This is a genomic window from Clostridioides sp. ES-S-0048-02 (assembly GCF_020658495.1).
Classification (GTDB): Bacteria; Bacillota; Clostridia; order Peptostreptococcales; family Peptostreptococcaceae; genus Clostridioides.
Window position 1 is genome coordinate 1 of sequence record NZ_JACVWH010000035.1, and the last position, 11,951, is coordinate 11,951.

General features: G+C 28.3%; 10 protein-coding genes, 1 pseudogene and 1 other annotated feature. Of the genes and pseudogenes, 4 read left to right on the forward strand and 7 right to left on the reverse strand.

Annotation, left to right across the window (positions count from 1 at the left end; translation table 11 throughout):
- Window positions 1–377: 377 nt before the first annotated feature.
- Window positions 378–1,277 (reverse strand): annotated as a pseudogene (locus tag IC173_RS19700) (cell wall-binding repeat-containing protein); the annotation flags it as partial.
- Window positions 1,278–1,419: 142 nt separating this feature from the next.
- Here IC173_RS19700 and IC173_RS19705 point away from each other — a divergent pair.
- From IC173_RS19705 to IC173_RS19715, 3 genes are all read left to right on the forward strand, one after another.
- Window positions 1,420–1,617, forward strand: a complete 198-nt coding sequence (locus tag IC173_RS19705) for a type II toxin-antitoxin system HicA family toxin (RefSeq protein WP_227856156.1) — start codon at window positions 1,420–1,422, stop codon at window positions 1,615–1,617.
- Between the two features lie 38 nt (window positions 1,618–1,655).
- On the forward strand, window positions 1,656–2,057 hold the full coding sequence (locus IC173_RS19710) for a type II toxin-antitoxin system HicB family antitoxin (protein ID WP_021385632.1): 402 nt from the start codon (window positions 1,656–1,658) through the stop codon (window positions 2,055–2,057).
- Window positions 2,058–2,124: 67 nt separating this feature from the next.
- Entirely contained in the window at window positions 2,125–3,243 is a 1,119-nt protein-coding gene (locus IC173_RS19715; RefSeq protein ID WP_227856157.1) for a site-specific integrase, read from the forward strand.
- 166 nt (window positions 3,244–3,409) lie between these two features.
- Here IC173_RS19715 and IC173_RS19720 read toward each other — a convergent pair whose 3' ends face one another.
- The 6 genes from IC173_RS19720 to IC173_RS19745 all read right to left on the reverse strand — a co-directional run bounded on the left by IC173_RS19720 (window position 3,410) and on the right by IC173_RS19745 (window position 9,245).
- The gene (locus IC173_RS19720; protein ID WP_227432374.1) at window positions 3,410–3,799 is read right to left on the reverse strand and encodes a YkvA family protein; all 390 of its coding nucleotides are present in this window, start codon (window positions 3,797–3,799) and stop codon (window positions 3,410–3,412) included.
- A gap of 191 nt (window positions 3,800–3,990) precedes the next feature.
- Window positions 3,991–4,992 (reverse strand): aspartate--ammonia ligase, encoded by a 1,002-nt coding sequence (gene asnA, locus IC173_RS19725; protein ID WP_227432373.1) that lies wholly within the window; start codon window positions 4,990–4,992, stop codon window positions 3,991–3,993.
- A gap of 58 nt (window positions 4,993–5,050) precedes the next feature.
- Window positions 5,051–5,306 (reverse strand) — a binding site (T-box leader).
- Window positions 5,307–5,443: 137 nt separating this feature from the next.
- Entirely contained in the window at window positions 5,444–6,634 is a 1,191-nt protein-coding gene (locus tag IC173_RS19730; protein ID WP_227432372.1) for a MalY/PatB family protein, read from the reverse strand.
- A 283-nt stretch (window positions 6,635–6,917) separates the two neighbouring features.
- Complete coding sequence (locus tag IC173_RS19735; RefSeq protein ID WP_227856158.1) at window positions 6,918–8,030, reverse strand: M20 peptidase aminoacylase family protein; 1,113 nt, start codon at window positions 8,028–8,030, stop codon at window positions 6,918–6,920.
- Window positions 8,031–8,089: 59 nt separating this feature from the next.
- Window positions 8,090–8,575 (reverse strand): YjiG family protein, encoded by a 486-nt coding sequence (locus IC173_RS19740; protein ID WP_227482732.1) that lies wholly within the window; start codon window positions 8,573–8,575, stop codon window positions 8,090–8,092.
- A 1-nt stretch (window position 8,576) separates the two neighbouring features.
- Window positions 8,577–9,245 carry a nucleoside recognition domain-containing protein gene (locus IC173_RS19745; RefSeq protein ID WP_227432369.1) on the reverse strand — a complete coding sequence of 223 codons (669 nt, stop codon included), beginning with the start codon at window positions 9,243–9,245 and terminating at the stop codon, window positions 8,577–8,579.
- A 387-nt stretch (window positions 9,246–9,632) separates the two neighbouring features.
- Between IC173_RS19745 and IC173_RS19750 the strand changes: the two genes are divergently transcribed.
- Complete coding sequence (locus tag IC173_RS19750) at window positions 9,633–11,657, forward strand: sigma 54-interacting transcriptional regulator (RefSeq protein WP_227856159.1); 2,025 nt, start codon at window positions 9,633–9,635, stop codon at window positions 11,655–11,657.
- The last annotated feature ends 294 nt before the right edge of the window (window positions 11,658–11,951 follow it).

The following is an 11,951-nucleotide window of genomic DNA, read 5'->3' on the forward strand; positions in this document are numbered from 1 at the left end:
TTTCTTTGACTAATTGTTTTCTTAAAGTATTCATAAAAAATCTCCTTTACGACATTTGATTATATTTAAATCATTGCCATAAAGAAGATTTTTATTAACCTTGAAGCACAAATTATTTTACATTACCAGAAAGAACGAAGGAGCTAAATTATTTTACATTACCCTTAGCTCCTTATAATAAATATTTATGTTTAATTTATTCCATCTACATCACCAGGTAAATTACCATTTGTATTAGAATCGTTATTTGAATTGCTAACAATATCATCTTCACTAATTGGTCCAAAACTATTTATTATATCATTTATAATGCTTTGCTCTATCTTATCTATATGTTTTTCATCTGAAAAATAATCTTTTTCAATAATATCATGATATACCATGTTAACAACTTGGTCTATTACATCTATTGACAAATCTCCTATGATAGTTAACTCTTCTGCACCTTTTAGTATAGTTTTATTACTATTATCACCAACTAATACTGTAGGTGTATATTTAGCAATAGTAGAACCAACAAGTGCATATACTAAATCTGTTCCACTTGATATATAAAATTCTTTTACACCACTATAGAACTTATTTATTATCTTTTTATTAGTATCATATCTGTCCGTACCACCCAATCTAGTTGAATTAGTGCTAGTTACTAAACTATCACTTATTGATGAGGTACCACCTATTGCATAACTTTCTATTCCAGTAGTATTAAATGGCACACTTTTCCCATCGGTCAATACTATAGGTGCTTTGTCTCTAACAGCTACACATGCAACACTCATCGCATCAGGTTCACCTTTAAAAGCATTAGTCAATATAACCTTATTTACTTTATTAATAGAATTTATTTCTTTTGCTACATTATAACTCGTCTTAATTCTATCACTACCTTGAAGCCTTTTAGTTTCTATTCCTTTATCTTTTAGAAAAGTTTCTGTTGCCTTATCAATAGAACTTTCTCCACCAATTATATACACTTTATTAGCCTTCTCTACTCTTTCAAGAGTTACATTTGGCATATCATTCTTTTTAGTTAAAAGAATTGGTGCATTTGTAGCCCCTGCAAGCCCACTTGCACTTAATCCATCAGCCATTGTGCTATCTGCATTTATAAGTATTACAGTAGTATAACTTTGTTCATCAGCTATAAGAGCAGCCGTTTCGTATTTATCTTTTCCTTGAATAGTATAAATTGTATCAAGTGCATTAGCTGATATAGGACCCGCAGCAAACATTGACATGGCTAACCCTAGTGATAATAATTTCTTTAATTTCACAATATCTCCCCCTTTTATATATGAAATACTATACATCTTAATAATTCTACATTAAATTTTCTTTTCCTTCTTTAAAATATTTATTGTTTTGTAATTGACACGTATATAAATACGTGTTACAATATAGCTGTAAGGAGGGAGTATGAAATCTTATTCTTCGAGAGAAATTTTAAAAATACTTAGTTCAGATGGTTGGTATGAAGTAAATTGTGTTGGTGACCATCACCAATTCAAACATCCTGTTAAAAAAGGTAAGGTCACAGTACCTCATCCAAAAAAGGATTTGCCACTTCGAACTGTGAAAAGTATTTTTAAACAAGCAGGGATTAATATTAGTTAATCCCTCTCTCCTTACAAAAACTTTAAGGAGTTGATATAATGAAAAAAGATATATATGTATATCCTGCCATACTAAGCTATGATGAGGATGGTATCTCTGTAGAATTTCCTGATTTACCAGGTTGCCTTACATGTGGAGATACAACAGAAGAAGCTTTAAAAATGGCAAAAGAAGCATTAGGGCTACATCTGTATGGCATGGAAGAAGATAATGACATAATACCGAATCCAACGACTATAGATAAATTAAACTTAGAGAAAAATCAAATACCAACTTTAATAGAGATATATATGCCTATTCACAGAAAAGCTATAGAGAATTATTCTGTTAAAAAAACTCTTACTATACCACAATGGCTTAATAGAGAAGCTGAAAGAAATAAGGTTAATTTTTCTCAGATACTTCAAGAAGCTTTAAAAAACCATCTTAATATTCATTAGATATAATTAGAGCAGTCTAACTGCTCTTTTATATAAATTTTATAAAACTTATAAAGGGAGTGTACATATGAACATCAAATCAGCTTTTATAAGAAAAAGAAATGAAAAATTTCATGTATATGTGGAGTATGTAGAAGAAGAAACTGGGAAAAAGAAACAAAAAAGTTATGGAAGTTATGAAAAGAAAAAGGATGCTGAAAAACATTTAATTGAAATAAAATCTACTATAAACAATAATAAGTTTGTTGCTCCAAACACTGTAACGCTTGTAGACAGATGCTATAGATACATAGAGGAAAAAAAGGATGACTTTTCTCCATATACTTTAAGAAACAGAAAAAGTATAATTAGAAATCACATCCAACCTTTTTTTGAAGATATAAAATTAATTGATATTAGTCCAAACCTTTTACAAACATATGTCAATAAAATATATAAAAAATATTCTTTGAATTCCGCAAAAAATTCGATTAGTTTTTTAAATGCTTTATTGCATGAAGCTTATCGACTTAGAGAAATACAAGAAGATGTTTCTAAGTTTGTAATAACTCCAAATAAAGAAAATGCATCTACAACTAATTTTTATACCAAAGAGGAGGCTCAGATACTGTTAGAAAGGTGTCTTGATACTGATTTAGCTATACCTATCTATTTAATGTTAGGACTTGGTCTACGCTTCGGTGAAGCTGTAGGAATTAGATGGTGTGATGTTGAACTTAATAAAAGTATTATAAATGTAAAACAAACAATGATTCATGTTGATGGAAAAGTAACTTTTAAATCACCTAAAACAGATAAATCTAAAAGAAGATTGACAGCACCAACTGAGTTAATAATTTTGTTAAAAGATGAAAAGTTAAGACAAAGTAAATTAAAATTACAAGGGATACTAAAAAATGAATTAGATTTAGTATGTCTAAATTCAAAATTTAAACCTTGGACACAACAAATGTTTTTTAAACCTTTTAAAAGATTATTAGAGAACAACAATCTTAGGTATATAAAATTGCATGAACTTAGACATACAAATGCAACTTTGATGTTATTATCTGGCACTAACATAAAAACTATTTCAGAACGATTAGGTCATACAGATATAAAAATAACTATGAATAAATACTCTCATGTTTTAGAAGAAATGGACAAAGAAGCTTCTGATAATTTAAGTAAAATCTTATTTAAATAATCGTCAGTTCTATGTCAGTAAGATGTCAGTTAATCATATATTTTTTTATTTGTCAGTTAGATGTCAGTCAACTATTTATTACTAGACAGTAGTAAAAAGCAGTATTTTACTACTATCTAGCAGCACTTAATATTGTATAATATCTAAGCATAACACTTATAAAATGTTATTCTTCTTCATCTTTTATAGAAAATTCTACATTTTCAATTATATTTGAATGTTTATCCTGTTTTGCAATGATTCTGTACTTATTAATTTCTTCATTCACAATACCTATACTCCAAATTAATACTATAGCATCATCTATAAATCCAAATGCTCCAGCGAGCATTTCAGGTATTATATCAATACCAGATACAAAGTAGGATACAGTAAAAACTAATACAGAAACTACTTTGACCTTATCAATTATATTTATTCTTTTATCTGTCATAAAATCTGGTAGTTTAAGTAAATCAAATATAAAAAGTAATCCAAACTTAGCATTTTTAAATCTTACTAAAATTTTTTTTAAAGTATCTAAAATTATATCAATAACTCTTTTTAAAAGTTCCATATTTATCACCTCTTATAATCATAGGTTACTCTACATTATAACCGATATAATTAATTTGATGAATATTTTAGATATAAATTTTATTAATTAGTTTATACTTAAATTGTATTGATTACATATGGACAGTTATATAATAACTTAAGTATTTTAAATTGTTTATAATTTTTACAATAATATTAATTTATTTTTAATTATAACAATTCAATTCCTGCGTTTCTAAAATTTTCAATCATATCTTGTGGCCATACTCCAACTTGTACTTCCCCTATATGTGCCTTTTGCAAGAAATACATACAGATTCTTGATTGACCAATTCCTCCACCAATTGTATATGGAAGCTCACCATTTAAAAGCATTTTATGATAATCAAATTCTTTTCTATCTTCACATCCAGCAAGCTTTAACTGTCTATCTAGTGATTCTTCATCAACTCTAATTCCCATTGATGATAATTCTAATGCAGAATCTAGAACAGGGTTATAAAATAGTATATCTCCATTTAATTCCCAATCATCATAATCAGGGCTTCTTCCATCATGTTTTTCTCCTGATACTAATGTCTTTCCTATTTGTGTTATAAATACAGCTTTTTTATCTTTTACAATTTTATCTTCTCTATCTTTTGGCGATAACTCTGGATACATATCTTCTAATTCCTGTGATGTTATAAATGTTATTTCTTCTGGTAAAATTTCTTTTATACCTTCATACATACTACACACAAATATTTCAGTATCTTTAAATACTCCATATAATCTTTTTACAACGTCTTCTAAAGTTTTTTCATTTCTGCTACTTTTTTCTATAACTAATTCCCAGTCCCATTGGTCTACATATAAAGAATGTATATTGTCCAGTTCTTCATTTTTTCTTATTGCATTCATATCTGTATATAAACCACTTCCAACTGCAAAACCATATTTTTTAAGAGCTAATCTCTTCCATTTTGCAAGTGATTGAACAATTTCTGCATTTTTATCCATAAATGGTATATCAAAGCTTACTGCTTTTTCTCCATTTAAATTATCATTTGCACCTGTTTCAGGCAATACAAATAGTGGTGAAGAAACTCTTATTAGATTTAACTCATTACTCAATCTCATTTCAAAGAAATCTTTTAATTTTTTTATGGCTACTTGTGTATCAATTACATTTAGACTGCTTTTATAATCTTTTGGTATTATTGTACTCATACTATTCACTCCCTATATTCTATATATTTTTCCATTAAAAAAACCTCTCATCCCTATAAAAAGGGACGAAAGGTTGCTTTTCCGCGGTACCACCCTGATTAGTTTGAAATAGATTCAAACCCAGCTCATAATGTACAGATATTACTCGATACATCCCAATATGATAACGGTTTGGTTCCGACTAAGCCTACTCTTTTAAAATTTCAGTTAGCAACTCCAGGATGTTCTTCACTATAGACTTCATATTGGTCTCACACCATCACCAACTCGCTTTAATTACATTCTATACCTACTCTTCCTTTCAACGTCTTTAAAGTTTTATTTTTACTTTAATAAAAGTTAACTTTTGTGTTTTCTATTTATTCATAATAGTATGATAAGTGATTAGTTAAATTTTGTCAAGTTTATTATTTTTTATTTTTTATATACTTTATACATTTTTCCCCATGTTTTATAAGTTTTCAAATGTAGTTTTTAATCTATCCATACATTCTTTTAATAGAGATTGTGGGCATGCTACATTTATTCTTTCAAACCCAATACCTTCTTTTCCAAATATATAACCTTCATCAAATAATACATTGGCTTTTTTAAACATTAAATCTTCAAGTTCTACTTCATTTAATCCATAAGCAGTAAGGTCTAGCCAAGCTAGATATGTCCCTTCTGGGTAAACAAGTTTAACTTTTGGTAAGTATTCTTTTAAGTACTCATCAATAAATTTTATATTATTATCTAGATATTCATTTAATTCATCAAGCCAGTCTTCACTTTCATTATATGCTGCTATAGTGGCTACAATAGCAAAAGGATTTGGTGAAGTACCAACTCCAACAGCTGTAACTTCATATTGATACTTCTTCTTTAACTCTTTATTATTCACTATTATATTGGATAATTGCATTCCAGCTAAATTGAATGTCTTACTTGGAGCTATACATGTGACTATTTTCTCTTTATATTCTGGGCATAATGATTGTAAAGGAATATGTTTAAATCCTTTTCGAATTAAGTCAGAGTGTATTTCATCTGCTATTATCCACAAGTCATATTTTTTGCATATTTCTACGACTTTTTTTAATTCTTCTTCTCTCCATACTCTACCAACAGGATTGTGAGGGCTACAAAGAATAAGTACTTTATTATTGCCACACTTAGCTTTTTCTTCTAAATCAGTGTAATCCATTCTATAAGTTCCATTTTCATATATTAGAGAATTATTTATAACTTCCCTATTATTGCTTTTTATCTTTGCTTCAAATGGATAATATACTGGTTTTTGAATTATTACTCCTTCTCCAGAGTTTGTTAATATTCTTACTAAAATAGCTACAGCAGGTACAACTCCAGGGCTAAAAACAATATCTTCTCTATTTACTTCCCAGTTAAATCTTCTTTTATACCATCCACAAACTGCATCAAAGTATTCGTCACTATTATTAGAACTATACCCAAATATTTTATGGTCGATTTTTTTATGTAATGCTTCTATTATTGGTTCTGCACATTCAAAATCCATATCTGCAATCCAAAAAGGTAAACCATCTTTTTGTGCTTTTGGTGAACAATTAGTTCTGAAATCCCACTTTACACAGTCTGTTCCTACTCTGTCTACAACTCTATCAAAATTATATTTACTCATTTAAGCCTCCTAAAAATATAAATTCTATAAATATTAAATTTGTCACTACTTGTAATCTAAGGACATTTTACCACTCTACACACTATAATAATAATACTTTTTGGTTTAATAGATTTAAAATATACCTATTTTTCCTACAATAGATTTTTTCGATATTGTAAAAACAACTTCATTACAACAAAATAAAAAGAGACTATTTACGTCAATAATATTACAACTAACATAAAAAACCTCTTTTCATAAGTTTAAAAAATTTTAAATATAAATCAATTAATTTAAAATCTTATCCTAATCTCTTTTCAACTAGTCTGCACCAGATATCAACTCCATATTCTAAAGCCTTAGTATCAAACGTCACATTAGGATTGTGGAATCCTGGTGTAGCATCAGCACCTAGTCCAATATATGTAGTCTTACATTTTAGTTTTTGAGTATAATAGTGAAAATCTTCCCCACCAGAGTTTTTAAATACACCTATAGATGCATCTTCACCAAGTACATCTTTAATAGTCTCTTCAGCTAAACTTACAAGACCTTCATCAAACTCTGCTGCTGGAACTCCATCTTTCGAAAGCAATATAGCCTCTGCGTTTATAGAACTTGCAGCGGTTTTTATAGCATGAATAGCTTTTTCTTTTAATTCTTCTATTATTTCATTACTCTCTGCTCTTATATCTAAAGCCATAAAAGCTTCATCTGGTATATTATTATATGTTTCACCTTTAACTGATATATTTGTAACTTTAATAGAATTTGGAACAGCTGGATTTACTCTTATTGCATTTACTGCTAAACATACAGCATCTACTGCATTTACACCTAAGTGTGGCTTAGAACCATGACAAGTAATACCTTTAATAGTAAATTCCATTATGCAACTGGCACAATGATACATTGCAGGTATGGCCTTTCCTAATCTACAATCTTGCCCAGGTCTTAAATGCATACCTACCATCTCTTCAACATCATCTAATAAACCAGAATCTATTACTCTTAATGCTCCATAAAGTTTTTCTTCACCTGGTTGAAAAATTATTTTAAGTTTTCCTTTTTTTACTAAGTCCCTCTCTTTTATTAAACTTGCAGCTGTTAGAAGCATGGAAGTGTGACCATCATGACCACAAGCATGTATCATTTTCTTTTCTCCATCTATTATAAATTCTAATGCATCTATATCTGCTCTTATCGCAAATACTGGCCCTTCTTTTTTTGAGTCTATTGTTACTATAATGCCAGTTCCTGCAACACCTTCATCTATATTTTCAAATCCCATTTTTTTAAGTTCTTCTAAAATAAATGTAGATGTCTTGTATTCTCCAAATCCTTTTTCTGGAATTGTATGTAAATAATCATACACCTTATGTACATAGTCAATATAACTTTTATTATTTTCCATAATATAATACCTCCATAAATTTTAATTTTTACCTTATATTACTCTTTTCCATATGTTGTCTATACTACAAAATAATTCATTATAAGCATTGCAATACATCCATTTAAAGTTGCTATTATAAACATATGTGGATAGTATTTAGTTTTTAATTCGGCTGTTCCTAACAACCTACCCATAAACTGTATCTGAGCTCCTGAAAGTAATAACATTGGTAAAAGTATTGCAACATGTGCTTGATTTATTTGACCTGCTGTAAACAAGCCAGCTATTACCCCAGAAGCTCCTCCCATTGATATAAATATTGTCATTATTGCAGTTGCTGCAACACCTGGAAGTCCAAATATGCTCATTACAGGTGTGAAAATTGTTCCTATTATATCCAAAAGACCAGTTAAATTGAATATAGAAATTATAGCAAAACCAAATATAACATTTGGAGCCATTGAATTTGTGCTTATTTGAAACCCGTTTCTAGCTCCACCAATAAATGCATCTATCACATTTCCTTTTTTAACTTTCACCTCTTTTTTTGCTATATCACTCATATTAAGCTTCCTCCTTTTCGAATTTATTTAAGTATAATCTAAGTAAGTTTGCTCCAACAAATTTCATAATTAAGATTAAGGCAAGTGGTATAAATATTGGAACATCGCCTATAAATGGAAACAATGCTGCTCCTGAAGCAAAGAAATTTGTGATTGCAGATGCTCCAGAAAACTGAAATGCACAGAAAACAGCTTTTTGCTTTTCATCTATATACCCATCATCTTTAAGTTCCTTAGTCATAGATGCAGCAGCGTCTGTAGATTGTAAACTAGCTATTAAAGTTAATCCTGCAAATCCAGGTAATCCTAGTAATGGTTTTAATAGTGGACTAAGAAGTTTTTGCGCTGCTTTCATACCATCTAAGTGGTCTATAACTCTGACTATTCCAAGTGCAAACATAACTGATGGTATTAAAGTTAATGCATATAGCCATCCATCACGAGGACCAGTCCCTCCATCCCCTCTGAAGTTTGCAGCTAATGTACCTACACCATCATTAACTGTCCCCAGTGAACCAAAGTTTCCTAATACATTATTAAAATCTAGTACTTTTAATGCTCCAGGTGCATCTTTAAATATTCCTGAAAAGAATAATGCTCCTAATATTAATGCTACATACCCATACCATTTAACTTCTATTTTTTCTGTTGTTGATTCTAACTTGCTCATATAAATTCTCCCTCCTGCTTAAATAAATTTTATTAGTACACCTTTTCATTAAGCAAAACCCATGCCAATACTTTAATAATAATATTTTTTCATTTGTTTTTTTATTGTTAATTTTTTACATCATATAAATTGCTTGCAATTGCTAACTTTTTAAACTTATATTTATACATCTTTTATTGTCATGCAGTAGAAAAATCTTTATATTATAAATATTTTTCTATATAATTTTTCAAACTAATTTTATAAATAGGATTTTATAGGATAAAAACCTATAAAATCCTATTATTTAGCTAAATGTATAAATTTATCATGTTATTTGTTGTATAATATAACTTGTTCTGCTCTTAAAAAAGCAAACTAAATATTACCTTAGTTAGGAGAAATAAAATGGACAGAAAAAAATTAATCCTTATAACATATGATAAATTAAATGCTGACCACTACAAAGAAGAGTTAATAAGCTTTTTTGGAGATGAAATAAGTATAGAAACTCAAAACATACTTGATGGTATAAGAGAGAATTTAGAGGGTGATGTAGTTCTTTCTCTATCACCTTTAACTAGTAATTTTTTAATAAAGCATTTCAAGGAAGATATTGAAATTATCCATGGAACAAAGGCACTTTCAAAGCTTGGATATGAGAAAATGATGAAACTACCTCCAGGTACAAAATCATTACTTATGACTACCAATAAAACTTCAGCGTTTGAAATGGCTACTTATTTATATAAAATAGGAATAAATCATATCGATTTTGTACCAACATACCCAAACTGTGAAGAAATATATGATTTAGATACAGCTATAACACCAGGTCAGACTAGATTTATACCAAAATACATAAAAAATATCGTTGACTTAGGTTGGAGAAAAATTTCATTAGATACATATATGTCGTTACTAGTAGTATTAAAGCTAAAAAACGAGAAGTTTATAGAAAAACTATACAAGCTATCTAAGGAAATACTTAGTCATGATTTTTTAAATACATCATTAGATAATATATCTAAATTAAAAACTATACTCTATATGACTATTGACGAAATTGGAGATGGGTTAATATTTTTCAATACATTCAACAAGGTTACATTTGTAAATAAATCTTTACTAAGCATGTTGGAATTAGATGAAAAGCTCATAAAATCACCTTCTTTAATGGAATATTTACCAAAGAGTTTTTTGGATAAAATCACTCAAAATCTAAACATAGATAATATGATTATATACATAGATGAAATAGACAAAAAATTTATACTATCAAAAAAACCATTTTATCTTTATAAAAATATAGAAGGTTGCTTAATTACATTAAAAGATGTAAGCAAGATAGAAATACTAGAACAAAAAATAAGAAGTGACTCTGTTAAAAGAGGTTATATAGCCAAGTATAAGTTCAGTAATATAATTGGAAATAGCACTGTTATAAAAGACTGTATCAAAAAAGCAAAAAAAATGGCTCTTACAGATAACCCTATTCTAATAACTGGTGAAACAGGTACTGGTAAAGAAGCTTTTACTCAATCAATACACAACCATTCTCCTAGAAAAAATAAACCTTTTGTAGCAATAAATTGTGCTTCACTTCCAAGTGAGTTGCTTGAAAGTGAACTGTTTGGATATGAAGATGGTTCTTTTACTGGAGCAAAAAAGGGTGGAAAGAAAGGATTATTTGAATTAGCTCATACTGGAACCATATTTTTAGATGAGATAGGAGATATGCCACATGATTTACAAGTAAAACTCTTAAGAGTTTTACAAGAAAAGGAAATTAGAAAAATTGGTGGTACAAATATTATTCCAATTGATGTAAGAATACTAGCTGCTACAAACAAAAACCTAGAAAAATTAATTTTAGAAAATAAATTTAGAATGGATTTGTTTTACAGGATAAGTATGTTCACATTAGATTTGCCTCCTCTTAGAAATAGATTAGAAGATATACCATTTCTTTTAGAATCGTTTTTAAAAGAACTTCCATATAAAAATATTAAACTCGATAAAAATCTATTAAAAGCTTTAAATTCTTATACTTGGATGGGCAATATCAGAGAATTGAGAAATTGTATTGAATATATGGCTTATATGGGTTCTAATCAACTTACGATAAATGACTTGCCACAAAATATATCTTCAAAATTAAATAATCATCATATGTTAGGAAATACCTCTATATTTCATGATTTAAATCAATATGATAAAAATATATGTGTTTCTATCCTAAAATCGTTATATATAAAGCCAATGGGAAGAGCAAAACTCATGAAATTTATGGAGCATAATGTCACAGAATATGAAGTAAGAAGTATGCTAGAATATTTGACATCTAATGAATATTTAACTCCTGGTAAAGGAAGAAAAGGTAGCTCTATCACCGAAAAAGGTATAAAAATTATAGAAAATAATATATTTTAGTTTTATATTAATTCAAATTTACTACCTCAAAATTTATATTTATAATCATAAATTTTATTTTACTATAACTTATTATAAAATAATAAAAGATACCTTCAGCAAAAAAGCTATGAAAAAAAGCTATGAAGTAATAATTTTTATTATTAGTTTCATAGCTTTTAATATTAATAGGTAATGTAAAATAATTTGTGCTTCAAGGTTAATAAAAATCTTCTTTATGGCAATGATTTAAATATAATCAAATGTCGTAAAGGAGATTTTTTATGAATACTTTAAGAAAACAATTAGTCAAAG